Here is a 23,531-nt window from a genome sequence, read left to right on the forward strand (position 1 = left end):
AATCAAGCTATTCGACAGCGATTCGGGTTCATGTCCTGGCGAACTCAGCGAAGGTTTCAAGGATCGGCTCGACATGTTCGGGCAGCACATCCAGATGCGTCACCATCCGAAGCCGTGGCGCCGCGGTAAGGATAATCCCGCGCTCGGCGCAAAAAGCCTTCAGCGCTCCGGCGCGATCGTCCATCTGAACGTAGACCATGTTCGTCTGCACCGGCTCGACCGCATAACCCAACGCCTCCAGCCCCTCAGCGATGGCCTGCGCGCGCTGATGATCCTGCGCCAGACGCTGCACCTGATGTTCCAGGGCGTAGAGCCCGGCCGCCGCCAGCACGCCAGCCTGACGCATCCCGCCACCGACCATCTTGCGCAACCGCCTCGCCTTGGCAATGAAGGGCTCGTCACCGCAGAGCACGGAGCCAACCGGCGCGCCCAGACCTTTGGACAGGCACACCGATACCGAGTCGAAGTGACGACTGATGTCTTCAGCGGTGCAACCCAGCTTGACCACGGCATTGAACAACCGAGCGCCGTCGAGGTGTAGCGCCAGACCACGCTCGCGGGTGAACGCCCTGGCCGCGGCCAGGTATTCGAGCGGCAGGACCTTGCCCTGCATGGTGTTCTCCAGCGCCAGCAGACGCGTACGGGCGAAGTGAAAATCGTCCGGTTTGATCGCAGCCGCGACACGCTCCAGATCCAGCGAACCATCCGCTTGCATGTCGATAGGCTGCGGCTGGATGGAGCCGAGCACCGCGGCGCCACCGGCCTCATATTTATACGCATGCGACAACTGACCGGCGATGTACTCGTCGCCGCGCTCGCAATGCGACATCAGTGCCAACAGGTTACTCATGGTGCCGCTGGGCACGAACAACCCCGCCGCCAGCCCCAATTGCGCCGCCAGCGTTTGTTCCAGCCGACCGACCGTCGGATCTTCGCCGTACACATCGTCGCCGGTAGGAGCATTCAGCATGGCATCGCGCATGCCCGCCGTAGGCTGGGTAACCGTATCGCTGCGAAGATCGATAAGAGTCATGGAAATTCCTTGCTTGAGTGGCGCTCAGCGTACCGCTCGCACGGCCCGTTCCATACCCGTGCTCTAGCGCAACAGGCGGGTATCCAGGACCTTGGAGCCGCCTCCGAGCAGGGTTTCGGTAATGTCTACGAAATCATCGGTGGTGACCTTGTCGAGGCGCATCAGGCCGCGCGCGACATCGTCCAGCGAGTGGCGGCTCTTGCTGCGCTGGCGGATTTCCCGGTCGAGGTCCTGCAACAGCAAAACTGCTCGGGCGGTGACCGGACCGGTGGACCGCTCGGTGCGCAGACTGTCGACCTTGCGGCTCCACTGGGTCAGGTGCTCACGGACGCGCTGGTAGCGATCTTCACTGAGGCCACCGGCACGGCGCACCAACTCGATGGCGTAGTATTCGGCCAGCCCTTCACTGATCCAGTCGCTGCGATCGGCATCGGTGATGCGGCTGAAGACGTGGACCAGTTCGTGCACCAGCGAACTGGTGCCGTTCTCGCTGACAAGCGGGCGATCAGCGTGCATGAACAGGGAGTTTGGACCTGACAGGCCGCCCCGCCACATCGGGTCGCCAGCGCCGACGATCAATAGCTTCTTCGGATCGCGTGGGAAGACGTTCTGCACCTGCGGCCAGACGAACGTCAGCAGGGTCAGGATATCCATTCGCCGCAGCCCCTCGCCAACGGGGCCGGCAACCGTTACGTCGGTTTCACCAAGCCGGGCTCGGCGGGTGCCCACCTTGCCAGCCAGTATCCAACCCGTGGGACGGTCGAACAGGCGCTCGGGGTTATCGATGCGGAACCGATTCTTGCCCACCCGGAGCCAGCCTGTCTCCACGCTCTTCCAGCCGTCAGGCAGCTCGATATTCAAACGAGAAATCAGCCGGACGCCATCCTGCTGGCTTACGCGACCGGCAGGCACCAGGTCATCACCGCGAAGCAACGCCCAGTCCTCAGTCATGCGCGCGTCGAAGCGTCCGCTTTTACGCTGATGACTGATCTTCACGCGATAGCTCAGCCAAGCCTTGCCGGGGGCGGGGCGCCAGACGCCGCGATCACCCTCTTGCTGCCACGCGCCCTCGGCATCGGTCTTGAAATCGCTGTAGAGCCCCTGGTCACCGAGATTGAAGTCGAAATACCTGACGGCACTGCCTTGTTCGACAACCAGCTCGACCTCCGCAATATCCTGTTCGGGAACGAACCTGACGTTGAAATCCATATCGACGTGCCTGGCAGCATGCACCTGAGCGACGCACAACAGCAGAACGGCTAACAGCGGTAGACGGAGGGACATCGAGCGGCTCCAGATTGAGTGCAATGCTATGACGGCGAAGCCAGGGGGAGATTCAACCGGCCCGAAATATCAGGTGATCCTCCCAATCCTCGTCCGCAACGGAGCCCTCGGCGACCATCCGACCGGACTGCGAAATGCGCTCGGCATGCACCGCCTCGGGGTCTCCACACACCAGATGGTGCCAAAGCGGGAGGTCCTTGCCTTCGGCAACGAGCCGGTAGCCACAGGTGGGCGGCAGCCACTTGAACTGCGCGGCATCGACGACCGTCAGCTGGACGCAGTCGGGCACGCTCGCGCGCCGGTTGGGGTAGTCGGTGCAGCGACAAGTCTTCAGGTCGAGCAGCTTGCAGGCGATCCGGGTGTAATAGACGCTGCCATCCTCCTCATCCTCGAGCTTTTGCAGGCAGCACAATCCGCAGCCGTCGCAAAGGGATTCCCATTCGACCGGGTCCAGCTCGGCGAGGGTCTTGCGCTTCCAGAAGGGTTCGACTTTTGCCGCCATGAAAATAGCCATCTCGGATAAAGATGAGAGTCTAGCCATTGCGCTGCAGCGGGCCAAGCCTGGCGAGCGGCGAAGCGGACGGCGGGCACTCGGCGACCGTCCGCTCGACGCGTCGCTAAACGGGATCGTTACGCCGCAGCAGCTCTTCGGGCAGGTGTTCGATGTACTCTTCTTCCGGAGGCGGCATCTGGAGGTGGTAACCCTGTTTTTCCAGGTTATCGAGCACCGTCGCGATATCCTCGCGAGCAAGCTTGCGCGCCGGCGTCAGCACCATGTCAAAGGCATGCTGGGGCGTACCGAAGGCCGCAAGCAGCGCCTCGGGCACGCGTGCCAGCGCCTCGCTGCGATCGACGTACAGATACATCTCGTTCTTGCGCGGGCTTTTATAGATAGAGCAAATGCGTTTCATGGTTGAGCTTCCAGCACGTCGAGGAGGGCTTGCCCCATTCGCTCGCGACGCCAACCGCGCAGCGAGTCGGGCAATTGATAGGGGCCATCCGGGTATCCGGTTTTCAACAAGGCTTCGAGCACCTTCTTGCGCAGCATCAGTTCGGGCGCGATATCCAGCGCCTGGGCTTCGCGCTGACCGACGCCGCGCAATTTTTTCAAGAGCCCCGACGCCTCCAGCGGCAACGGCTCGGGCAACGGTTCTGGCCAGTCCTGTTCCGGCGTTGCGGCAGCGGTGCGGATAAGCTCGAGCAAGGTTTCGCCGTCCTGGCGCACGGTGCGCGGATGCATGTCGTCGATACGCGCCAGACCGACCAGGTCGGTTGGCTGAGTGCGCGCCAGGGGCCAGAGGCTGTGCTCACGCAGGATCCGGTTGCGCGGCTGGTTGCGCGCCCGCGCCTGACGTTCGCGCCATGCAGCCAGGACTTTCAACACGGCCAGTTGCCGGGGCTTGAGGCGCCAGGCTTGCTTGACCTCGCGATATGCCTGATCAGGGTCAGTCTCGCGCTGTAGATTCAAGACCAGCTCGGCGCCGTCCTCCAGCACCCAGGCGCGCTTCTCGTCCGACAGCTTCGGCAGCAGGGCCTCGTAGAGCTCGGCCAGATGCTGCGCATCTTCGGCCGCATAGCGCACCTGCATCTCGCTCAACGGGCGCTGCAGCCAGTCGGAGCGTGTTTCACCCTTGGGCAGCTCGAGGTTCAATACATTCTGGACCAGGCGCGAATAACCCATGGAGAACCCGATATTCAGGTAACCCGCCGCAAGTTGCGTATCGAACAAGGGTGCCGGGAGGCTGCCGGTCAGACGCCAGAGCACCTCCAGATCCTCGCTGCAGGCGTGCAGAACCTTGACCACGCGCTCATCGTCCAGCAACCCGGCGAAAGCGGTCCAGTCAGTGATCAGCAGCGGGTCGATCAGATAGGCACATCGTCCGTCACCGACCTGCAACAGGGCGGCGATCGGGTAAAAAGTGTCGACCCGCATGAACTCGGTATCCACCGCTACATAAGGCAGCTGGCGCCACTCGGCACAAAGGCGGGCCAGATGCGCATCATCCAGCACCCATTGAGTTTCGATGGCCACTAGGCCCTCCTTGTTGTTCGGCATTACGACCGGCGCGCGGGCGAAGAGGCGCGCAGTATATATCGCGTCCCGGTGTTCGCAGCGCATTGATCGGGAATGCCGTGCGCGTGATACCGTTTTACCGACCCATTGAACGGAGCCCCGCCATGCCGCTTGCCCGATTGATCGACGCCGCGCAACTCGCCGACCGGCTGCAACAACCGAATCTTCGGATTCTCGACTGCCGGTTCGCTCTGGAAGATCCGCAACACGGGCGGCGCAGCCATGAGCAGGCTCATATTCCCGGCGCGTATTTTCTGGACCTGGAGGACGACCTGTCCGACCGGGTCATACCGGGCAGGACCGGTCGACACCCTCTGCCGAAGCCGGAAACACTGGTGGCACGGCTCCGCGCCGCCGGCCTCAACGACGACAGCGAAGTGATGATTTACGACGACGGCCCTGGCGCGTTTGCCGCCCGAGCCTGGTGGCTGCTCACCTGGCTGGGCAAGCGCAGCGGCGTCTATCTGCTGGACGGCGGGTTCCAGGCCTGGCGTGACGCGGGCGGCGCCGTGACCAGCGAACCAAGCTGCATAGCGCCTGGCAGTTTCTCCGGAGCTCCCGACGACAGCCTGGTGATCGAATCCGAGCAGTTGGCAGAACGACTCCCGGGACCTGATCTGACCCTGCTCGACGCGCGCGCCCTGCCCCGCTTCCTGGGCGAACAGGAGCCCATCGATCCCGTGGCGGGTCACATTCCAGGCGCGCACTGCGTGCCGTTCAGCGGGAACCTCGGCGAAGACGGGCGCTTCCTCGATCCCCAGGCGTTGCGGCAGCGCTTCGAACCCTACGTAGACGCAGCGTCGGCGCACCGCCTTGTCGCCTACTGCGGCTCCGGCGTGACGGCTTGCCACAACCTGTTCGCGCTATGCCTGGCGGGGTATCCCCTGGCCAGGCTGTACGCGGGATCGTGGAGCGAATGGATCACCGACCCCCAACGTCCGATCGCATGACAGGCCGGAACTGGCCGACTGGTCACAAAATGCCCGAGCGGTTTTCCGACGATAAGCCGCGTTCGCGGCCAATCGTCGCTCTTTACGAAAAACTGCACTCTTTTCATTGCAGCTACACAACCATTGTTGGTAGGGTCCGATCCGCTTTTTTCCGGGAGTAGAACAATGAAAAACACATGGTTGAAGACAGCAGTCGCGGTAACCGCAGGCGCTCTGACCAGCCAGGCCATGGCTGCCGGTTTCGCGCTCAACGAGCAGAGCATCAGCGGCATGGGCACGTCTTTCGCGGGTCGCTCGTCTTCCGCTGACGACGCCACCACCCTGTTCGGCAACCCAGCCGGCATGTCACGCCTCAAGCGCGAAGAAGTCAGCTTCGGTATGGCAGCGATTCATGCCAAGACCGATATCAAGAATGCCGACAGCTTTCCTGCCAGCGGTAGCAATGACGGCGATATGGTGCCGTTCACCGCAGTGCCCATGGGTTATTACGTCAAGCCGATCGATGACAAGTGGGCCGTCGGCGTAGGCCTGTATGTTCCGTTCGGCATGATCACCGACTACGAAGGCGGCTACCAGGGGCGTTATTTCGGTGACTACAGCGAAGTTCGCGTCATCACCGTGCAGCCAACCGTCAGCTATCGCTTCAACGAACAGCTGTCGATCGGCTTCGGCCCCACGATCAACCGCATCGACGGCCAGCTGGAAAGCGCTTCGCTGAGCCGATTCACGCCGGGCACCAACGACGGCCGCGTGAAGGTCAAGGGCGACGACACTGCGCTCGGCTTCAACGCCGGCTTGCTTTACGAGTTTTCCCCGCAGACCCGAGCGGGCATCACCTACCACTCCAAGGTGAAGTACAAGCTCGAAGGCGACACCAGGCTTTCGGGTCCTGGCTTCGACCAGTTCGCCAATGTCGGGCTGCAGGTCTCCGGCAAATACGACGCATCGTTGAACCTCGACACGCCGGAATCGGTGGACATGTCGGTGACTCACGATCTAGACGATCAGTGGACGCTGTATGCCGGCGCCATGTGGACTCGCTGGAGCCGCTTCGAGGCTATCGTGATCGAGAACCGCGGCATTCCGGGCCCGCTGCAACCAAGCCTTGCACCGATCGTTGAAGAGCAGGAGTGGCACGACACCTGGTCCTACGCGCTGGGCGCCGCCTACAAGGTGAACAAGGAATGGACGTTGCGGACCGGTCTCGCCTTTGACCAGAGCCCGACCAACAACACGCATCGCTCGCCGCGTATCCCGACCGGCGACCGCACGGCCGTGAGCCTGGGTCTGGCATGGAATCCGACCGAAGACGTGACCGTTGACCTGGCCTACTCCTACCTGTGGGAAGAAGACGTCACGGTCAAACGCTCCAATCCGACCCGCGGAACCTACAACGCCACCTACGAAAACAGCGCCCACGGTTTCGGCGCTGCCCTGAGCTATCGCTTCTGATGCACCGCGTCCCGGCCTAGCGGCCGGGGCGCTCCCCTCCTGGCTACTGGCCTAGCGCCTTCTCCACCGCAGCGATCAGCTTCGGATCATCCGGCTCGACCTTGCTGGAAAAGTAATCCACCACCCGTCCCTTCCGATCCACCACATACTTGTAGAAGTTCCAGCGTGGCGCCCCGCCCGCCTGCTCGGCCAATTGCCTGAACAGCGGAATCGCGTCGCCGCCCCGCACGGGTTGCGTCTGCGCCATTGGAAAGGTAACGCCATAGTTGACGTAGCAGACCTCGGCGGTCTCGGCCGCGTCGTCGGATTCCTGGAAGAAATCATCGGACGGCACGCCCAGGACCACCAGGCCCTGATCCTTGTATCGCTGGTAAAGCGCTTCGAGCCCTTTGAACTGTGGCGCGAACCCACAGAAGCTGGCGGTATTGACCACCACCAGCGCCTTGCCCTGAAACCGGTCGCAGAGATCGATGGTGTCCTTCGAGCGCAGCTTGGGCAGCTCATGCTGCAACAGTGTCGGGCATTGCTCCGCCGCTGCGGACCCAGGTAACAGGGACCAGGCAAGCGAGGCGGCCAGCAGATAGATTCTCATGGTAAATCCTCCGAGCGGGGCCCCCACGCTACTCCTGCGACGTCAGGGCGACAACGCTTCCGAATGCCCCATTACGCTATATACAAAACTATATAGCGATTGGCAGAATGGCCCGCAGCGAACAGGAGCCGAACATGAGCGATGCGTCCACCCTCAGCCCGCTGCGTATCGACGGGCAACTCTGGTTCAACCGAGGCGAAAAAGGCTATCTCGGCGGCAAGCGGATCGAGTTGCTGCAACAGATCGAGGCGACCGGCTCCATCAGCCGCGCAGCCAAAACCATCGGCCTGAGCTACAAGGCGGCCTGGGATGCGGTGGATGCCATGAACAACCTGTCGGAACGCCCCTTGGTGACTCGAGCCGCAGGCGGCGCCAAAGGTGGCGGCACCCGGCTGACCGACTTCGGGCGAGAAATGCTCAACGTCTGGCAACGCATGCAGCATGAATACGAGCGCTTCCTCGCGCAGGTGGCGCAGGGCATAGAAGGTTTCGACGACATCGACAAACTGCTCCGAGCGATCGCCATGAAGACCAGTGCACGCAATCAGTTTCGCGGACGTATCACCCATCTCGCAAAAGGCGCGGTGAACGGCAGCCTGACCCTCGATATCGGCGAGGGCCAGACGATCACCGCGACCCTGACCAACGACAGTATCGACGAACTCCAATTGGCCCAGGGCAAGACCGCCATGGCCTTGATCAAGGCCAGCTTCGTGCTGCTGTCACCTGATCCCACCGTGAAGATCAGCGCGCGCAACCGCTTGAGCGGCACCATCAGCGGCCTGACGCCCGGCGCGGTGAACTGCGAGGTAAGGCTGTTGTTGCCAGGCAATCGCACGCTGGGCGCGGTCATCACCAACGAAAGTGCCGAGGCGCTCGAACTGGCCGTGGGTCAGCCCTGTACGGCGCTGATCAAGGCATCGCACGTCATCATCGCGGTCGATTGAGGAAAGGACCATGGGTATCGCGCGTATATCGATCGTGACAACGCTCCTCGCATGCATGCCCCTGGTCGGTCAGGCCGCTGAGGTCCAGCTTGCGGTCGCCTCGAACTTCACCGCACCGATGCGGGCCATTGCCGAGCGATTCGAGCGTGACACGGGACACCAGCTACTGCTGGCGTTCGGCTCGACCGGAAAGCTCTATGCACAGATTCACAACGGGGCGCCCTTCGACGTACTGCTGGCAGCCGACGACAAGGTTCCGGCGCAGTTGGAAGCGACCGGTCTGGGCGTGGCCGGGACGCGCTTCACCTACGCCATCGGCACGTTGGTGCTCTGGTCTGCCAGGGAAGGCTACGTCGACGACCAGGGTGCGGTTCTGGCGCAACGATCGTTTCGTCATCTGGCCATCGCCAACCCCAAGACGGCCCCTTACGGCGCTGCCGCCATGGCAACGCTGGCGAAGCTCGAACAGGTCGATTCGATTCGAGGGAAGCTGGTGCAGGGCGAAAACATCGCGCAGACGCATCAGTTCGTCGCCAGCGGCAACGCCGAGCTTGGTTTCGTCGCCCTGTCGCAGGTGCTGGACGATGGCAGGATACGCCAGGGGTCGGCCTGGATCGTTCCGGCCCACTATCATCCGCCGATCCGCCAGGACGCCCTGCTGCTGGCCCATGGCCGCGACAACCCGGCAGCACGGGCGCTGCTCGACTACCTGCGAAGCGCCGCCGCGACGGACGTCATCAACGCCTATGGGTATCGTCCGGAATGATCGCGCTGGATGACGCCAGCCTTTCGGCCATCTGGCTGACGTTCAAACTCGCCAGCATCACCACCGTACTGTTGCTGATGATCGGCACGCCAATCGCCTGGTGGCTGGCGCGGACCCGCTCGCGGCTGAAGGGCCCCATCGGTGCCGTGGTCGCGCTACCGCTGGTACTCCCGCCGAGCGTGCTGGGCTTCTACCTGCTGGTGGCGATGGGACCCAACGGCCCTGTCGGCCAGCTGACACAGGCCCTTGGGCTCGGGCTCCTGCCTTTCACCTTTGCAGGTCTGGTGGTGGGCTCGCTGTTCTATTCCATGCCGTTTGTGGTGCAACCGCTGCAGAACGCCTTCGAAGCCATTGGCGAACGCCCCCTGGAAGCTGCTGCCACCTTGCGGGCCGGCCCGTTGGACTGTTTTTTCAGCGTCGTATTGCCGCTCGCCAGGCCCGGATTCATCACCGCCAGCATTCTCGGCTTCGCCCACACCGTTGGGGAGTTTGGCGTGGTGCTGATGATCGGCGGCAACATTCCAGAGCGAACCCGAGTGGTGTCGGTGCAGATCTACGATCATGTAGAAGCGATGGAGTACGCTCAGGCGCACTGGCTGGCCGGTGGAATGCTGGTGTTCTCCTTTCTGGTATTGCTCATGCTCTACAGCAGCCGCCTTCGGCAAGGGTGGCGCGGATGAGCGCCAGCCCATCAGGCATCCGCGCAAACCTGCGCCTGGTGCACCCCGGCTTCACCCTGGATGTCGATCTTCAGCTGCCAGGGCGCGGCGTCACCGCTCTGTTCGGCCATTCGGGCTCGGGCAAGACCAGCTTCCTGCGCTGCGTCGCCGGCCTGGAGCGCGGTGCCGCCGGCCGACTGGATGTCAATGGCGAGTGCTGGCAGGACTCTGCCCAGCGGTCATTCGTGCCGGCCCACCAGCGTGCCCTGGGCTATGTGTTCCAGGACGCCAACCTGTTCGCTCACCTCTGCGTCAGACGCAATCTCGAATTCGGCATGAAGCGGGTATCGACCTGCCAGCGGCGAGTCGCCTGGGACCAGGCGGTAGAACTGCTCGGCATCGCTCACTTGCTGGAGCGGATGCCGGATCGCTTGTCCGGAGGCGAGCGGCAGCGGGTTGCCATGGCTCGCGCGCTACTGACCAGCCCGCGCCTGTTATTGATGGACGAGCCATTGGCGGCCCTGGATCTCAAGCGCAAGCAGGAGATCCAACCCTACCTCGCGCGGCTTCACGACGAGCTGGAAATTCCGGTCCTGTACGTCAGCCATTCGCCGGACGAAGTGGCGCGCCTCGCCGACCATGTGGTGCTGCTCGAAGAGGGCCGGGTGATCGCGCAAGGCGGGTTGCGCGAAACCCTCGCCCGCCTGGACCTGCCCACCGCGTTCAGCGAAGACGCGGGCGTAGTGATCGAGTCGCGTGTCGCGGAACACGATCCGCTCTATCACCTCACCCGCCTGGTCTTTCCTGGCGGCGACGTGCTGGTGGCCAAGCGAGACGAAGCCATCGGCGAACGGCTGCGTTTCCGGGTTCACGCCAGGGACGTCAGCCTGGCCCTGGCGCGCGCGGAGGGCACCAGCATCAGCAACCTGCTGCCGGCACGTGTTGCACAGGTTGCCGCCGCCGATACGCCGGCGCATGTACTGGTGCGGCTCGATGCACAGGGCACACCGCTGTTGGCGCGCATTACCCGGCGCTCTGCCGACCAGCTCGGGGTCGTCGAGGGCAAGACGCTCTGGGCGCAGATCAAGACGGTCGCCCTGCTGGCCTGACGGACCTCAGACCCGCAACGCAAGCGCAACCAGTACGCCGCATTCGACCAGCTCAAGCAGCGCACCCGCAGTGTCTCCGGTGCAACCGCCGATGCGGCGACGCATCGCCTGCCGGGCCACCCAGCCGATGCCGCAGGTCACGACCAGCGCCAGCCATCCACGGCCGCCGAGCAACAGGCACAAGGCGACCACCGCGATCAGCACGGCGCTGACCGGTGTACGCGCCAGATGGTCGGCCAGGGCCTGGCCCAGTCCGCCCGGGCGCACATAGGGCGTTCCGAGAAACAACCCCAGCAACGCGGCACGCCCCAACAAGGGCGCAAGCACCAGCGGCAGGTAGCTTCCCTCGGCAAGCAGCGTCCAGAGGGCGGCGAACTTGAGCAGCAGCACCACCACCAGCATTACCACCGCGACCGGCCCACTGCGCGGGTCTTTCATGATCGCCAAGGTGCGCTCGCGATCCCCGAATCCGCCCAGCCAGGCGTCCGCACTGTCGGCCAGGCCGTCGAGATGCAGCGCGCCGGTAATCGCAATCCATGCGGCCAGTACCAGTGCAGCTCGCAGCGCTGGCGCCGTATCGTGCAGGGCCATGCCAAGCACCACGAGCATGCCGCCCATCAGCAATCCCACCACCGGGTAATACAGCAGCGACACGCCGATCGCCCGAGGTTCGGGCTTGCCGTCCAGGCGCACGGGCAGGCAGGTAAGAAACTGCAATGCGATCAGCAGGGGCTGCATCGTTCTTCCAACCAGAGCGTGGCATCGTTGAAGCCGGCGCCCAGACCGAACAGCGCGGCGTGAGCGACGTCGAATTCCAGCAGGCGCTCACGCGGCATGCCGCGTGCCCGAGCCAGCAGCACGCGGATCACTCCGGCGTGCGTGATCAACAACACGCGCTCGCCGGTGCATCGGTCTGCCAGGCGCTCGATGGCCGCCAGGATGCGTGTTTCGAATGCAACCAGCGGCTCTCCACCCGGCGGCGTGAAACCATACGGATCGCGCCAGAAGCGACTTAGCGCGTCGCTCTGATCGGCCATCAGCTCAGCAGCGGTCCGGCCCTCCCACTCGCCGAAGTCCAGCTCGCGCAGGTCAGGCTCCGGTTCGAGCGGAAGCTGGCGCTGGTGGGCAAGCTCAGCGGCGAAGCCCCAGCAACGACGCAAGGGCGAGCTGACGATCCGCTGCCACGGCGCGTCCTGCGAGACGGCGGCGCGCAGTTGCTGCCATCCGGTGGCGCTGAGCGCATCGTCCAGCCGACCCCGAAAGCCACCGTTCGATAGCGTCTCACCGTGGCGTAGCAGGTCCAGATGCACGCTCATCGGTTTTTCACCGCGACCGCCGCTTCGTCGAACGTGGCCATGGCGTCGTGCAACGCGCAGGCCAACCGAAGCAGCGGAACGGCCAGCGCCGCGCCGCTGCCTTCGCCCAGGCGCAGGTCCAGGTCCAGCAACGGGCGCGCATCCAGCGCCGCTAACACGGCGCCATGCCCCGGCTCGGCGGAGCGATGGGCGAACAGCAACCAGTCCCGACAGGCCGGATTCAGCCGCACTGCGCAAAGCGCCGCCACGCTGCAAATGAAGCCGTCCACCAGCGCCACCAGGCCTTGCTGCGCACAGGCGATATAGGCGCCAGTGAGCGCGGCGATCTCGAAGCCACCGAGCCGCTGCATCCAGCCGAGCGTGTCGTGTGCGCCGGCATGGCGTACCAGCGCACGCTCGATGACAGCACGCTTGTGCGCGACGCCGCCGACGTCCAGGCCGGTCCCGGGGCCCACCAGCCTGTCCGGCGTGGCCCCCAGCAAGGCACACGCCAACGCCGCCGCGGTGGTGGTATTGCCGATGCCCATCTCACCGCCGATGAACAGATCAGTGCCCGCGTCGCACGCCCGCATGACGCTGTCATGCCCGGCGCCGAGCGCTTGTTCGCAGACGTCGGCGCTCATCGCGGCGCCCTGCGTGAAATTGCGCGTGCCGGCCCCCAGCGCCACATGGCGCACACCCGGCAGCGGTTGCAGCGCAGCGACGGTGCCCAGGTCGATCACCTCGAGTCTGGCCCCGAGCTGGCCGGCGAGCACACTGATCGCCGCGCCACCCTCGACGAAGTTCGCAAGCATCTGCGCGGTGACCGATTGCGGATACGCCGAGACGCCCTCGTGCGCCACCCCATGGTCGCCGGCAAAGACCGCGATCCAGATTCGCTCCAGCGATGGCCGCTCGCGGCCTTGCAGTCCCGCCAGCGTCTGGACCACCCACTCGAGGCGCCCCAACGCGCCAGCCGGCTTGGTCAACCGCGCATTGCGCTGCATCGCCGACGCTCGAGCCGTTTCATCTGGCACGCGGCATTCGTCCTGCCACCAACGTACGCTCATATGGGCTCTCCTTTCAGGATCAGGGGCAGTCCCGCCACGGTGAACACCACCCGCTCACATCGCTCGCCCAGCGCCTGATGAAGCCAGCCAGCTTCATCCACATAGCGTCGACTCAGCTCGCCCAGAGGCACGACCCCCAGGCCCGTTTCGTTGCTGACCAGCAGCACGCGCCCCGGCAGTTCGGCCAGGCAGGCGAGCAGTGCATCACGCTCATCGGCCAGCCGCAGCGGATCATCGAGCATCAACAGATTGGTCAACCACAGCGTCAGGCAGTCGACCAGCAGGCAACGACCGGCGTCGGCCTGCTGGCGCAGCACACCGGCCAGCGCCAGTGGCTCCTCCACCAGCGACCAGTCGGTGGGACGGCGGGCGCGATGCTGGGCGATGCGCTCGCCCATCTCGCCATCCAGGGCCTGACTCGTGGCCACATAGGTGACGGCCAGGCCGCTGTCACGGGCCAGGCGTTCGGCCAGCCGGCTCTTGCCGGAGCGCGCCCCGCCGAGAATGAGTTCGATCATGCGCCTGTCTCCACTGGCAGCCCGCACAGCGCGAGCAGCCGCGCCGTGTCCAGGTGCGTTTCGACCAGATCGGCGAGACGCTCGATGTCTCGCTCGCGCAAGGCCTGGTAGTCGGGCCGTTGCACTTTTTCCAATCCGGCCCAGCGAAGCAACGCCCGGCAGGCGTCGGTGGATTCGAACAAGCCGTGCACATAGGTACCCAGTACCTGCCCGTCCTCGCTGATCGCGCCATCGTATCGACCGTCGGCCAGCCGCACCGCCGGGCGTTCCAGAGCCGGGCCGCGGCTGACGCCGGAGTGAATCTCGTAGCCGCTGAGTTCGGCGTCCCCGCCTGCCAGCCAACCGCGCACATTACGCAACTGCTTGTCGGCGGCCAGCTCGGTGGTGAAGTCGAGCAGCCCCAAGCCATCGCTATGCCCAGCGGCACCTTCCAACCCGAGCGGATCGGCGATGCGCTCGCCAAGCATCTGGAATCCACCACAGATTCCGAGCACCTTGCCGCCGTAGCGCAGATGTCGCTGGATCGCCCGCTCCCACCCGTTCTCACGCAGCCAGGCGAGATCGGCGCGCACGTTTTTCGAGCCTGGCAGGACGATCAGGTCGGCAGCGGGAACGGCCTGGCCGGGGCCGATGAAACGCAGATCGACCTGAGGGTGCAAGCGCAGCGGATCGAAATCCGTGTGGTTGCTGATGCGCGGCAATACCGGCACCACCACTTTCAACGCGTGCTCGCCCTTGAGCGGCTGTCGCGGATCGATCGCATCCTCGGCTTCGAGGTGCAGATCCAGCAGATACGGCAGCACACCGAGCACCGGCTTGCCCGTGCGCCGTTCGAGCCAGTCCAGGCCGGGTTGCAGCAGCGCGATATCGCCGCGGAACCGGTTGATCACGAACCCTTTGACCCGTGCCTGTTCGCTCGGACCAAGCACGTCCAGGGTGCCGACCAGATGGGCGAAGACGCCGCCCTTGTCGATATCGGCAATGAGAATGACCGGGCAATCGACCGCCTCGGCAAACCCCATGTTGGCGATATCGTTCGCGCGCAGGTTGATCTCCGCAGGCGAGCCGGCGCCTTCGACCATCACCACCTTGTAAGCCGCACGCAAGCGTTGATGAGCATCGAGCACGGCGGTCATCGCCACGCGCTTGTAGCCGTGATAGACGGCGGCGTCCATGTTGGCGACGACCCGCCCGTGGATGATCACCTGGGCGCCAATGTCACTATTGGGTTTGAGCAGGACCGGATTCATGTCGGTGTGCGGTTGCAGACCCGCAGCCTGGGCCTGCACGGCCTGGGCACGACCGATTTCGCCGCCCTCAGCCGTCACCGCGCTGTTGAGTGCCATGTTCTGGGGCTTGAACGGTGCCACTGCCACGCCCTGGCGCCTGAGCCATCGACACAGCGCCGTCACCAGCGTGCTTTTGCCTGCGTCGGAGGTGGTGCCCTGGATCATCAAAGTGCCCATGTTTGCCGCTCCCTGAAGGTGGCCAGCGCGGTTGCAAGGCGAGCCCAGCCCTGCTCGTCTGGCGGCAGGCCGAAGCGCAGGCTGGATGGGTGTCGGTAACGGCGCACCAGGATGCCCTGCCCCGCGAGGAAGGCGTAAAGACGGTTCGATTCGCCGGTCGCCACCCACTGAAACAGCCCACAGCCGCCGGTCGGACGCAACGCGTATGCGCTCAGCAGGCGCGCCAGACGCTCGCTATCGGCCAACAGGCGCTTGCGCTGGACGCGTTGCGCGCACCGATCGGACAGCAGCGCGGTGCCGACGAGTCGGGAAGGCCCGGCTATCGGCCAGGGGCCCAACGCCTCATCGAGCTGGCCGAGCAGTGAGGGTTCGGCCAGTACGAAGCCGAGCCGCGCGCCGGCCATCGCGAAGAACTTGCCGAACGAGCGCAGCACGATCAGCCCTGGGAGAGGGCTGTGCATGGCCAGGCTTTGCGCGGGGCTCGGGTCGATGAACGCTTCGTCGACGATCAGCCAGCCGCCGCGAGACGACAGCTGAGCATGCCAGTCGAGCAACCGTCCCGGAGCCATCAGACGGCCCGTCGGGTTGTTCGGGTTGACCACCACCAGCACGTCCAGATGATCGAGGGCGCGCGGTATGCCCCCCTCGCTGAACTCCACCAGGCGGTGCCCTTCGCGGCGCCAGGCTTGGGCATGCTCGCCGTAGCAGGGCGAGACGATGCCGACCTGCGAGGGGCGGCGCAGCCGCGGCAGGACCTGGATCGCCGCCTGTGATCCAGCGACGGGAAGCAAGGATTCGGCCCGGTAATAATCACGCGCGGCAGACGCCAGGGCGTCGTCGGTTTCGGGCAACCGCATCCAGGTCTCCGCCGGAATCGCGGGCAGGTCGAAACCGTAGGGCGCGATCCCGGTCGACAGATCGAGCCAATCGGACAGCGCAATGCCGAATTCACCTGCCGCCGCACGCAAACGGCCTCCATGCTCAAGCATCCAGCCAACCTCCCAATACCATCAGCAGCAGCCAGCCCCCTACCCCGGCCCAGACCAGATCCAGCGCGCGCTCGATATCGCGCGCCTCGGGCGCGTGCCCTTCGCCGAGTGTGGGTCGCCGGTGCAGCACGTCGCGATAGACCGCGGCGCCGCCCAGGGTCACGCCCAGCGCACCGGCCCCGGCAGCCATGACCGGCCCGGCATTGGGACTGTCCCAAAGCGGGGCCTGGAGCCGCCAGCAGCGAAGGGCCGGGCCGGTGCGGCCGAGCAGCGCATACGTCAGGGCAACCAGCCGGGCCGGAATGAAATTCAGCGCATCGTCGATCCGCGCGGCGGCCCAGCCGAAGCGCTCGAAGCGTGGGTTGCGATACCCCCACATGGCATCTAGGGTATTGCTCAGGCGGTACAACACGACCCCTGGCGCACCGGCCACGGCGAACCAGAACAGCGCGGCGAACACCGCATCGCTGCCGTTTTCCAGCACCGACTCGGTCGCGGCCCGGGCCACGCCCGGCTCGTCCAGTGCGTGGGTGTCACGGCTGACAATGAAACCAACCCGACGCCGCGCCTCGCTCAGATCGCCGCCGCGTAGCGCGTTCGCCACCGGCAGGACATGTTCGCCGAGACTCCGAAGGCCCAGCGCGAGGTACAACATCACCACCTCGAACCAGCCACCGATGCCCGGCAGCAGACTCAACACCCAGGCGCCGGCCGTCAGCGGCAGGACCGCCAGGCACCAGGCCGTGACGCCATGACTGCGCCAGCCGCGCCCGACCGGACCATTGAAATGCCGCTCCAGGCGGTCGGCCAGGCGCCCGAACAGCACCAGCGGGTGTGCGCGACGAGGCTCGCCCAGCAGCGCATCCAGCCCAACCCCGGCGAGGCAACTCAGCGCCAGGCTCACGGTGTGGGTTCCCAGCCGTCAACGAACACCAGCTCGGTCAGTGGACGCGGCTGCGTCCAGCCTTGCATCGACAGCATCGGCGCCGGATAGAAGGCATCCACCGGCCCCAGGCAGATGATCGCCACGGGCTCGGCCCCGGACGGCATTCGTAACAGATCGGCCAGCGCCTGCGGGTCGAACAAGGACACCCAGCCGACGCCCAGCCCCTCGGCACGCGCCGCGAGCCAGAGGTTCTGAATGGCGCACGCTGCCGAAGCCAGGTCCATTCGCGGCATGGTGCGTCGACCGAATACGTGCTCCTCGCGGCCTTCCATCAAGGCGACGACCAGCAGCTCGGCGCACTCCCTGATCCCTTCGACCTTCAGTTGCATGAACTCCCGACCGCGCTCACCCAGCGCCTGGGCGGTCAGCAAACGTTCCCGTTCGACCAGCTCGGCGATGGCTGAACGCAACGCCGTGCGACGGATGCGCACGAAGCGCCAGGGCTGCATCAGCCCGACACTGGGCGCCTGGTGGGCGGCCTCGAGCAGCCGCGCCAGAACGTCGGGGGCCACCTCACCGCCGCGAAAATGACGCATATCGCGTCGCTCGGCGATGGCACGGTAGACACCGGCGCGTTCCGCCTCTGGGAAAGCGAGGTGCTTCATGGCAAGAACATCACCGCAGCCGCCGCAGGGTCGGAGGGCAGATAGAAGTGAACGTAAGACGCCGTGAGGCGCCCGTGGCGATAGACCGCTTCGGCGGCGCGTTTGTAATTCGGGCATTCGCCCCGCGTCAGCGGCCGCAGGCTGGAATCCAGCGACGAATGATGGAAGGTATGGCCGCGCAAGCGCCCCTCGGGCAGGGTGACCTCCTGCAGCGCCAGCGCGGTAAGGCGCTCGTGCATCCTGGCTTCACCCGGCAGCAGCCCGAGCATGGCCTCGCGAACGCCGGCCTGGTCGGTCAACCCATCGAGCAGATAGAGCATGCCGCCGCATTCAGCCAGTGTGGGTTTGCCCGCCTGATGGTGCGCGCGGATCGCCTCGACCATCGGTCGGTTACGCGCCAGCGCGCGTGCATGCAGTTCCGGATAGCCGCCCGGCAGGTAAAGGCTGTCCATCACCGGCATTCGGGAGAAGTGCAGCGGCGAAAAAAACAGCAGCTCGGCGCCAAGCGCCTCCAGTAGATCCAGATTGGCCTGGTAGATGAAAGCGAAAGCCGCATCGCGCGCCACGCCGATACGCACGCCCTGGAGCAGTGGCGGCAGGACGGACGCTTCCGGCGCGGAAAACCTCACCGGAGCCGGCAACTCGCTGTCGGCGCTCGCGGCCAGCGCATCGGCCGCCGCATCGAGCCGGGCATCCAGGTCCGCCAGCTCCTGCGCCTGTACCAGGCCGAGGTGACGGCTTGGCAAACTGACCGATTCGCTGCGCGGCAGCGCGCCAAACCAGCGCAGACGGCTCGGCAGGCACTTGCGAAGAATCTCGCCGTGTCGGCTGCTGCCCACGCGGTTGGCGAGCACGCCGGCGAATGGCAGATCCGGCTGATAGCTGGCCAGTCCATGGGCCAGCGCGCCGAAGGTCTGCGCCATGGCCGACCCATCCACCACCGCCAGGATCGGAATGCCGAAATGTCGCGCCAGATCGGCCGCCGACGGCGTACCGTCGAACAGGCCCATGACGCCCTCGATCAGGATGAGATCGGCCTCGCCCGCGGCTTCCCATAGCAAGCGCCGGCTTTGCGCCTCGCCGACCATCCACAGGTCCAGCTGATAGACCGGACTGCCGCTGGCCCGCGCCAGCACCATCGGGTCGAGAAAATCCGGCCCGCATTTGAACACCCGCACGCGCTTGCCCGCGCGTGAATGCAAACGCGCCAGCCCGGCGGTGACGGTGGTCTTGCCCTGCCCGGAGGCAGGCGCCGCGACCAACAAGGCCGGGCACTGGCGAGCGGCGCTCATCGGGCCCACCGACCGACCGGACCGGTTGGCCCGATGAGCGCCCGACGCATCGTGCGCCAGCGTAATGGACGGCGTCCCATCAGAATTCGATCCCTTCTTGTGCCTTGACGCCAGCCTTGAACGCATGTTTGACCAGGTTCATTTCAGTGACGGTGTCAGCCGCCTCGATCAGCTTCGGCGGTGCGCCGCGCCCGGTGACGACCACATGCTGGCGCATGGGCCGCGACTCGATGTCGGCGAGCACGCGCTCGAGGTCGAGATACCCGTATTTCAGTGCAATGTTCAGCTCATCGAGCACCACCAGGGCGATGCTCGGATCAGCCAGCAAGTCGGCCGCCACCGCCCAGGCTTCAGCCGCCGTGGCGATGTCACGCTGACGGTCCTGGGTTTCCCAGGTGAAGCCTTCGCCCATCACGTGATAGCGAACCTCGTCGGGGAAGCGTCGAAAGAAACGCTCCTCCCCGGTGCTCGCGGCGCCCTTGATGAATTGCACGACCCCGACCTTCATGCCGTGACCGAGCGCACGCGCGACCATGCCGAACGCCGAGCTGCTCTTGCCTTTTCCGTTCCCGCTGAGCACCAGCAGCAGCCCATAGGCCTGCTGCGCCTCGGCAATCTTCTGATCGACCAGCGCCTTCTTGCGCTGCATGCGGGCCTTGTGTCGCGCGTCGCGTGGGTTCGATTCGCTGTCGCGTTCGTTCGGTTCGCTCATGGACGGGCCTCGGCACGTTGAGCGGCCCAGCCCCGCAGGCCGACGAACAGCATCGCCGCGGTTGCTACATAGAACGCCAGCGTCCCCAGGTAGCGCGGGTAGTAGCGCGCGATGCGTTCGGCCAGTTGCGCGAGGCTCGGATCCGGGTAGCGACCGGAGAAGAACAGAAAACCACCGCCCGAGAACAGGTAGCAGACGAACGCACTGAGCATCACACACCCCGCCAGAACGACCAGGCTGCTTAACCGATCGCGGTGCAGCCGGGCATAGACCCGCCCACCGAACCACAACGAGCCATAAGCCAGCACGAGCATCCAATAAGCCGGCGACACGCAGTAGCTCCCCACGCCACTGAATTGGATCGCGGCGAAATCCAGCAGCGATGCCTCGACGAACAGCGCCGGGAAGACCCAGCGTGGCACGAGCAGCACCCCGGCGAGGAAAAACACCGCCCAGGACGCGCTTGGCAGGTTCACCGATGCGAAGTGCTGGCCACGGGTCATCGCCATCAGCGCAACCAGTGCAAGGCCAACGGCCCATTGCGCGCGGGGGGTCAGTCTGATCATGTTGCGTTCTCCTTGAAGGGCGTCGGATGTGCCTTAAAGCGCCTGATAACGGACCGCGAAGTGAACCGCCCGACCTGGCTGTTCATAGGTCTGCGCCGTTTCGTATTGACGGTCGAACAGGTTGCTCAGCCTGGCCTGCAACCGCCAGGACGGGTCGATGCGGTATTCGCCTCGCAGATCGATCAGTGCATAGCCGGGCAGGCGCTCGGCATCGGCGTTGCTGGACCGGTCATAGCGCTGGCTGGCCGTGTAGACGGTGCTGCCAACGGCGAACCGACCGATGTTGCGATCCAGGTCGACGCTGAGCGTGCGTTTGGCACGGCGCGGCAGCAAATGGCCGTGGTTGGCCTTGCTGCGGTCCTGAGGGTCGAGCACGGTCATTGTGGTGGCCACGTCCCAGCCAAGCAGTTGGGCGGCAACGCTGCCTTCGATCCCACGGATTCGCGCCACATCGACGTTCTGCGGCTGCATGGGGCTGGAGCCGGTCCAGATGATCAGGTCGTCGATACGGGTTTCGAACGCGTTCAGGGACCATTCGCCCCAACGCTGCTCACCGCGCAGGCCCAGTTCATAACTTTGCGACTCTTCGGGCGCGAGGTCCGGGTTGCCAGCGGTGAAGCCTGTGTCCGGGGCATACAGATCGTTGAACGTCGGCGCCTTGAACGCGGTGCCATAAGACGCGCTGAGGACCAGGTCATCCCGCAGGTCGTAGCTCCACCCCAGGTTGCCGGTGTCATGGTGGCCGAACTGCTCGTTGTCGTCGCGGCGCACGCCTGCCACGACGCCGTGCCGGCCGAAGCGGGCCTGGTACTGCCCGTAAACGCCCTTGTTGTCACGCGAATCGACTGCGTAATCGTCGCTGACCTCGATGCTGTCCTGCTGGTAGTCGAAGCCGAGCGTGATCAGCTGTTCGCCGCCGAGGCTGAAATCGTTCTGCCAGCCGAAGGTGTCTCGCCGCGTATCGAAACGCGAATAGAAGGCACCGTCGCGGAAGTTATCGGCCTTGTCTTCACTGTGTCCGGCCTGCAGGGTCACCCGCCAGGCGTCGAGGGGGGTGAACCGCGCCCGGCCACCCACGACCTGCTGACTCCCCTCGCTGTAGGCGAAGCGGCCGGTCGTGCCCGATGTGCTGCGAGAGTCGTAGTCACTATGGTTGTCGACGTGCAACCAGCTGCCATCGAGTTCCAGCCCGTTGTCGAATCGATAACCGCCGCGCAGCGAGCCGGACAGTTCACGGTAGCCATCGGCATCCGGCTCATGGCTTCGGGGTGCGGCAGGCCGGTAAGCACGTGAGTTGATCCCATCGGTGGACTCGCTGGCAACGCCGAGATTGAACCAGCCGGCACCTTGGCCACCGGCAACCCCCGCCGTGCCGTCGAAGCTGGAGCGACTGCCCGCTCCGGCCGAGAAATAGGGCTTGAAGCCATCGCCACCGCCCTGCCGGGTGAAGATCTGCATCACCCCGCCGACGGCCTCCGAGCCATAGAGGCTGGAGCGCGGGCCGCGAACCAGTTCGATGCGTTCGATCTGCTCCACGGGAATGCTTTCCAACGAGGCACCGCCAGAGGTAGCCGAACCGATCTTGATGCCATCGACCAGCACAAGGAGGTGCTGGCTGCTGGTTCCACGCACATAGACCGACGAGGTTTTGCCCCGCCCGCCATTGGATGAAACGCTTACCCCGGCGAGCCCGCGCAACAACTCCGGCACACTGGGCGCCTGGCTGCGCTCGATCGCCTCGCGGGTGATGACGGTGCTCGACGCGATCCGGCTGAAGGATCGCTCGGTACGGGTCGCCGTGATCACCTGATCGTCGAGGTCGACCGGCTGCAACGGCAGGGAAAAGGACAGCGAGCAATAGCCCAGCAACACGCAGGCGGCCGAGGCGGTAAAAGGGGTGCGAATCACGTTCAGGTCTCCGTCGTGCCCGCCGCACGACATACAGTCGATAAAGGCAGACGGAGATCGCAAAAGACAGGAGCGCAGATGCAGGCAGCCACACTCCGATCAGCGCCCGCCGCACTGCCGTGGAATGCGACAGGCCGGTCTCCGGGCTTGCGAGCGGACGCTGTGAAGCATCCCGAAACCACGCCTTCCCATGCCTGTGGCACAGTGGCTGTGAGCGGTTTCTGTCTCGCCTACCGTTGCGGGGGCAGCGCCGGAATCTTCGAAGAATGAACCGGCTTCCCTGTTTCACCCATCTGGCTTTTTGCCAGGGGCACCTGAAGCAGCGCGGAGGTTAGTCCAAGCCTCGGCGCAGCGCAACCAGAAGCACAGGGTCGCACGCCAACAGGCCAGACACATTTCGATGGGCGATTTACCGGAACGCCGGGCGCTGATCGGCTTCGAATGCAACAATGCCGCGTTTCAAACGCCTCATCCCAACGAGAAGACGCCAGCCAATGACGACCATCGTGCAGATTTCCGACACTCACTTCGGTACCGAACAGCCAGCCGTGGTGCAAGCCATGGAAGACCACGTGAGTGAGCATGGCGCCGATCTGCTGATCTACTCGGGCGACATCACGCAGCGCGCCAGAGCCGGGCAGTTCGCCGCGGCACAGGCCTTCGTGCAACGCCTGCACGGCCACGGCATCGCCGATACCCTGGTGATCCCGGGTAACCATGACATTCCGCTGTACAACGTCTTCGCGCGGTTTCTGATGCCCTATCGGAACTACCGCAGGCACTTCGGCGATGACCTCGAACCCACCTTCGAAAATGACGAAGTGCTGATCATCGGTCTCAACACCACGCATCCGCGCCGGCACAAGGATGGGCGCGTGACCGACGAGCAGGTACAGGCTGTGCGACAGAGGCTCAAGCGGACGTCCGCGGAAAAACTGCGCATCGTGGTCGCGCATCAGCCTTTCGGCGCCATGGTCCTGAGCGATCTGAGCAACCTGCAGCACAACGCCGATGAAGCGTTGCATTGCTGGGCTGACGAGGGCCTGGATCTGGTGATGGGCGGGCACATCCACTTGCCCTACGTACTGCCGCTGTCCAGGCAATACCCTGGGCTGTCGCGCGAAATCTGGATGGTCCAGGCCGGCACCACACTGTCATCACGGGTCCGCGGCACTTCGCCGAACTCCTTCAATCGGCTGAAGCTCCATCCCGGCGCCGACAAGAAGGCCTGTGTCGAACGCTGGGATCTGCTCGATGACCGCTTCGTGCTGGGGTCACACTTCAATCTTCACTGGTGA

At 65.0% G+C, this 23,531-nt stretch carries 25 protein-coding genes and 1 riboswitch; of the genes, 7 read left to right on the forward strand and 18 right to left on the reverse strand.

All coding sequences use genetic code 11. The features are described 5' to 3' along the window. Positions 1-28: 28 nt before the first annotated feature. The 5 genes from ltaE to rnd form a co-directional block, all read right to left on the reverse strand. Positions 29-1,033: a low-specificity L-threonine aldolase gene (gene ltaE, locus GQA94_RS17620; RefSeq protein WP_158189224.1), complete on the reverse strand. Its 1,005-nt coding sequence runs from the start codon at positions 1,031-1,033 to the stop codon at positions 29-31. A gap of 63 nt (positions 1,034-1,096) precedes the next feature. Continuing rightward, positions 1,097-2,317, reverse strand: a complete 1,221-nt coding sequence (locus GQA94_RS17625; protein ID WP_158189225.1) for a hypothetical protein — start codon at positions 2,315-2,317, stop codon at positions 1,097-1,099. A gap of 52 nt (positions 2,318-2,369) precedes the next feature. After that, on the reverse strand, positions 2,370-2,819 hold the full coding sequence (locus tag GQA94_RS17630; protein ID WP_158189226.1) for a YcgN family cysteine cluster protein: 450 nt from the start codon (positions 2,817-2,819) through the stop codon (positions 2,370-2,372). Between the two features lie 115 nt (positions 2,820-2,934). After that, complete coding sequence (locus tag GQA94_RS17635) at positions 2,935-3,228, reverse strand: YcgL domain-containing protein (RefSeq protein ID WP_158189227.1); 294 nt, start codon at positions 3,226-3,228, stop codon at positions 2,935-2,937. After that, positions 3,225-4,349, reverse strand: a complete 1,125-nt coding sequence (rnd, locus tag GQA94_RS17640; protein ID WP_158189228.1) for a ribonuclease D — start codon at positions 4,347-4,349, stop codon at positions 3,225-3,227. The genes GQA94_RS17635 and rnd overlap by 4 nt, the downstream gene beginning before the upstream one ends. A 146-nt stretch (positions 4,350-4,495) precedes the next feature. On the opposite strand from rnd, the gene GQA94_RS17645 reads away from it, so the two are divergent. After that, a complete protein-coding gene (locus GQA94_RS17645) occupies positions 4,496-5,341 on the forward strand; it encodes a sulfurtransferase (protein ID WP_158189229.1) in 846 nt (281 codons plus the stop codon). Between the two features lie 165 nt (positions 5,342-5,506). Beyond that, positions 5,507-6,793, forward strand: a complete 1,287-nt coding sequence (locus GQA94_RS17650; RefSeq protein ID WP_158189230.1) for an OmpP1/FadL family transporter — start codon at positions 5,507-5,509, stop codon at positions 6,791-6,793. A 43-nt stretch (positions 6,794-6,836) separates the two neighbouring features. Here the strand turns inward: GQA94_RS17650 and GQA94_RS17655 are convergent, their stop codons facing one another. Beyond that, on the reverse strand, positions 6,837-7,385 hold the full coding sequence (locus GQA94_RS17655) for a glutathione peroxidase (RefSeq protein ID WP_158189231.1): 549 nt from the start codon (positions 7,383-7,385) through the stop codon (positions 6,837-6,839). 134 nt (positions 7,386-7,519) lie between these two features. On the opposite strand from GQA94_RS17655, the gene GQA94_RS17660 reads away from it, so the two are divergent. The 4 genes from GQA94_RS17660 to modC are packed head-to-tail and all read left to right on the forward strand — an operon-like array spanning position 7,520 to position 10,866. Further along, positions 7,520-8,332 (forward strand): TOBE domain-containing protein, encoded by an 813-nt coding sequence (locus GQA94_RS17660; RefSeq protein ID WP_158189232.1) that lies wholly within the window; start codon positions 7,520-7,522, stop codon positions 8,330-8,332. 10 nt (positions 8,333-8,342) lie between these two features. Next, a complete protein-coding gene (gene modA, locus GQA94_RS17665; RefSeq protein ID WP_158189233.1) occupies positions 8,343-9,098 on the forward strand; it encodes a molybdate ABC transporter substrate-binding protein in 756 nt (251 codons plus the stop codon). Further along, entirely contained in the window at positions 9,095-9,778 is a 684-nt protein-coding gene (modB, locus tag GQA94_RS17670) for a molybdate ABC transporter permease subunit (RefSeq protein WP_158189234.1), read from the forward strand. Before modA ends, modB begins: the two co-directional genes overlap by 4 nt. Then, positions 9,775-10,866, forward strand: a complete 1,092-nt coding sequence (modC, locus tag GQA94_RS17675) for a molybdenum ABC transporter ATP-binding protein (RefSeq protein WP_158189235.1) — start codon at positions 9,775-9,777, stop codon at positions 10,864-10,866. The genes modB and modC overlap by 4 nt, the downstream gene beginning before the upstream one ends. A 6-nt stretch (positions 10,867-10,872) precedes the next feature. On the opposite strand, the gene GQA94_RS17680 is transcribed toward modC, so the two are convergent. The 12 genes from GQA94_RS17680 to btuB all read right to left on the reverse strand — a co-directional run bounded on the left by GQA94_RS17680 (position 10,873) and on the right by btuB (position 22,230). Next, positions 10,873-11,604 (reverse strand): adenosylcobinamide-GDP ribazoletransferase, encoded by a 732-nt coding sequence (locus GQA94_RS17680; RefSeq protein WP_158189236.1) that lies wholly within the window; start codon positions 11,602-11,604, stop codon positions 10,873-10,875. Continuing rightward, a complete protein-coding gene (gene cobC / locus GQA94_RS17685) occupies positions 11,589-12,182 on the reverse strand; it encodes an alpha-ribazole phosphatase family protein (protein ID WP_158189237.1) in 594 nt (197 codons plus the stop codon). Before cobC ends, GQA94_RS17680 begins: the two co-directional genes overlap by 16 nt. Further along, a complete protein-coding gene (cobT, locus tag GQA94_RS17690) occupies positions 12,179-13,231 on the reverse strand; it encodes a nicotinate-nucleotide--dimethylbenzimidazole phosphoribosyltransferase (protein WP_158189238.1) in 1,053 nt (350 codons plus the stop codon). Before cobT ends, cobC begins: the two co-directional genes overlap by 4 nt. Further along, complete coding sequence (cobU, locus tag GQA94_RS17695; protein WP_158189239.1) at positions 13,228-13,749, reverse strand: bifunctional adenosylcobinamide kinase/adenosylcobinamide-phosphate guanylyltransferase; 522 nt, start codon at positions 13,747-13,749, stop codon at positions 13,228-13,230. The genes cobT and cobU overlap by 4 nt, the downstream gene beginning before the upstream one ends. Next, entirely contained in the window at positions 13,746-15,215 is a 1,470-nt protein-coding gene (locus tag GQA94_RS17700; RefSeq protein WP_158189240.1) for a cobyric acid synthase, read from the reverse strand. Before GQA94_RS17700 ends, cobU begins: the two co-directional genes overlap by 4 nt. Next, on the reverse strand, positions 15,203-16,204 hold the full coding sequence (gene cobD / locus GQA94_RS17705; protein WP_158189241.1) for a threonine-phosphate decarboxylase CobD: 1,002 nt from the start codon (positions 16,202-16,204) through the stop codon (positions 15,203-15,205). The genes GQA94_RS17700 and cobD overlap by 13 nt, the downstream gene beginning before the upstream one ends. After that, positions 16,197-17,108, reverse strand: coding sequence for an adenosylcobinamide-phosphate synthase CbiB (gene cbiB, locus GQA94_RS17710; RefSeq protein ID WP_158189242.1), 912 nt, complete (start codon positions 17,106-17,108; stop codon positions 16,197-16,199). The genes cobD and cbiB overlap by 8 nt, the downstream gene beginning before the upstream one ends. After that, entirely contained in the window at positions 17,105-17,755 is a 651-nt protein-coding gene (gene bluB, locus GQA94_RS17715) for a 5,6-dimethylbenzimidazole synthase (protein ID WP_158189243.1), read from the reverse strand. The genes cbiB and bluB overlap by 4 nt, the downstream gene beginning before the upstream one ends. After that, entirely contained in the window at positions 17,752-19,047 is a 1,296-nt protein-coding gene (locus tag GQA94_RS17720) for a cobyrinate a,c-diamide synthase (protein ID WP_158189244.1), read from the reverse strand. The genes bluB and GQA94_RS17720 overlap by 4 nt, the downstream gene beginning before the upstream one ends. Positions 19,048-19,126: 79 nt before the next feature. After that, on the reverse strand, positions 19,127-19,759 hold the full coding sequence (gene cobO, locus GQA94_RS17725; RefSeq protein WP_158189245.1) for a cob(I)yrinic acid a,c-diamide adenosyltransferase: 633 nt from the start codon (positions 19,757-19,759) through the stop codon (positions 19,127-19,129). Further along, positions 19,756-20,325: a hypothetical protein gene (locus GQA94_RS17730; protein WP_158189246.1), complete on the reverse strand. Its 570-nt coding sequence runs from the start codon at positions 20,323-20,325 to the stop codon at positions 19,756-19,758. Before GQA94_RS17730 ends, cobO begins: the two co-directional genes overlap by 4 nt. A 33-nt stretch (positions 20,326-20,358) precedes the next feature. Then, on the reverse strand, positions 20,359-22,230 hold the full coding sequence (gene btuB / locus GQA94_RS17735) for a TonB-dependent vitamin B12 receptor (protein WP_233270270.1): 1,872 nt from the start codon (positions 22,228-22,230) through the stop codon (positions 20,359-20,361). A gap of 118 nt (positions 22,231-22,348) precedes the next feature. Continuing rightward, a riboswitch (cobalamin riboswitch) is annotated at positions 22,349-22,566 on the reverse strand. Between the two features lie 161 nt (positions 22,567-22,727). Here btuB and GQA94_RS17740 point away from each other — a divergent pair. Next, on the forward strand, positions 22,728-23,531 hold the full coding sequence (locus GQA94_RS17740; RefSeq protein ID WP_158189248.1) for a metallophosphoesterase family protein: 804 nt from the start codon (positions 22,728-22,730) through the stop codon (positions 23,529-23,531).

The sequence above is a fragment of the Stutzerimonas stutzeri genome (genome assembly GCF_009789555.1).
Taxonomy (GTDB): domain Bacteria; phylum Pseudomonadota; class Gammaproteobacteria; order Pseudomonadales; family Pseudomonadaceae; genus Stutzerimonas; species Stutzerimonas stutzeri_R.

Coding starts and splice junctions, on each gene's coding strand:
- ltaE (WP_158189224.1), bottom strand. CDS start 1,033: ATGACTCTTATCGATCTTCGCAGCGATACGGTTACCCAGCCTACGGCG.
- GQA94_RS17625 (WP_158189225.1), bottom strand. CDS start 2,317: ATGTCCCTCCGTCTACCGCTGTTAGCCGTTCTGCTGTTGTGCGTCGCT.
- GQA94_RS17630 (WP_158189226.1), bottom strand. CDS start 2,819: ATGGCGGCAAAAGTCGAACCCTTCTGGAAGCGCAAGACCCTCGCCGAG.
- GQA94_RS17635 (WP_158189227.1), bottom strand. CDS start 3,228: ATGAAACGCATTTGCTCTATCTATAAAAGCCCGCGCAAGAACGAGATG.
- GQA94_RS17645 (WP_158189229.1), top strand. CDS start 4,496: ATGCCGCTTGCCCGATTGATCGACGCCGCGCAACTCGCCGACCGGCTG.
- GQA94_RS17650 (WP_158189230.1), top strand. CDS start 5,507: ATGAAAAACACATGGTTGAAGACAGCAGTCGCGGTAACCGCAGGCGCT.
- GQA94_RS17655 (WP_158189231.1), bottom strand. CDS start 7,385: ATGAGAATCTATCTGCTGGCCGCCTCGCTTGCCTGGTCCCTGTTACCT.
- GQA94_RS17660 (WP_158189232.1), top strand. CDS start 7,520: ATGAGCGATGCGTCCACCCTCAGCCCGCTGCGTATCGACGGGCAACTC.
- modA (WP_158189233.1), top strand. CDS start 8,343: ATGGGTATCGCGCGTATATCGATCGTGACAACGCTCCTCGCATGCATG.
- modB (WP_158189234.1), top strand. CDS start 9,095: ATGATCGCGCTGGATGACGCCAGCCTTTCGGCCATCTGGCTGACGTTC.
- modC (WP_158189235.1), top strand. CDS start 9,775: ATGAGCGCCAGCCCATCAGGCATCCGCGCAAACCTGCGCCTGGTGCAC.
- GQA94_RS17680 (WP_158189236.1), bottom strand. CDS start 11,604: ATGCAGCCCCTGCTGATCGCATTGCAGTTTCTTACCTGCCTGCCCGTG.
- cobC (WP_158189237.1), bottom strand. CDS start 12,182: ATGAGCGTGCATCTGGACCTGCTACGCCACGGTGAGACGCTATCGAAC.
- cobT (WP_158189238.1), bottom strand. CDS start 13,231: ATGAGCGTACGTTGGTGGCAGGACGAATGCCGCGTGCCAGATGAAACG.
- cobU (WP_158189239.1), bottom strand. CDS start 13,749: ATGATCGAACTCATTCTCGGCGGGGCGCGCTCCGGCAAGAGCCGGCTG.
- GQA94_RS17700 (WP_158189240.1), bottom strand. CDS start 15,215: ATGGGCACTTTGATGATCCAGGGCACCACCTCCGACGCAGGCAAAAGC.
- cobD (WP_158189241.1), bottom strand. CDS start 16,204: ATGCTTGAGCATGGAGGCCGTTTGCGTGCGGCGGCAGGTGAATTCGGC.
- bluB (WP_158189243.1), bottom strand. CDS start 17,755: ATGAAGCACCTCGCTTTCCCAGAGGCGGAACGCGCCGGTGTCTACCGT.
- GQA94_RS17720 (WP_158189244.1), bottom strand. CDS start 19,047: ATGAGCGCCGCTCGCCAGTGCCCGGCCTTGTTGGTCGCGGCGCCTGCC.
- cobO (WP_158189245.1), bottom strand. CDS start 19,759: ATGAGCGAACCGAACGAACGCGACAGCGAATCGAACCCACGCGACGCG.
- GQA94_RS17730 (WP_158189246.1), bottom strand. CDS start 20,325: ATGATCAGACTGACCCCCCGCGCGCAATGGGCCGTTGGCCTTGCACTG.
- GQA94_RS17740 (WP_158189248.1), top strand. CDS start 22,728: ATGACGACCATCGTGCAGATTTCCGACACTCACTTCGGTACCGAACAG.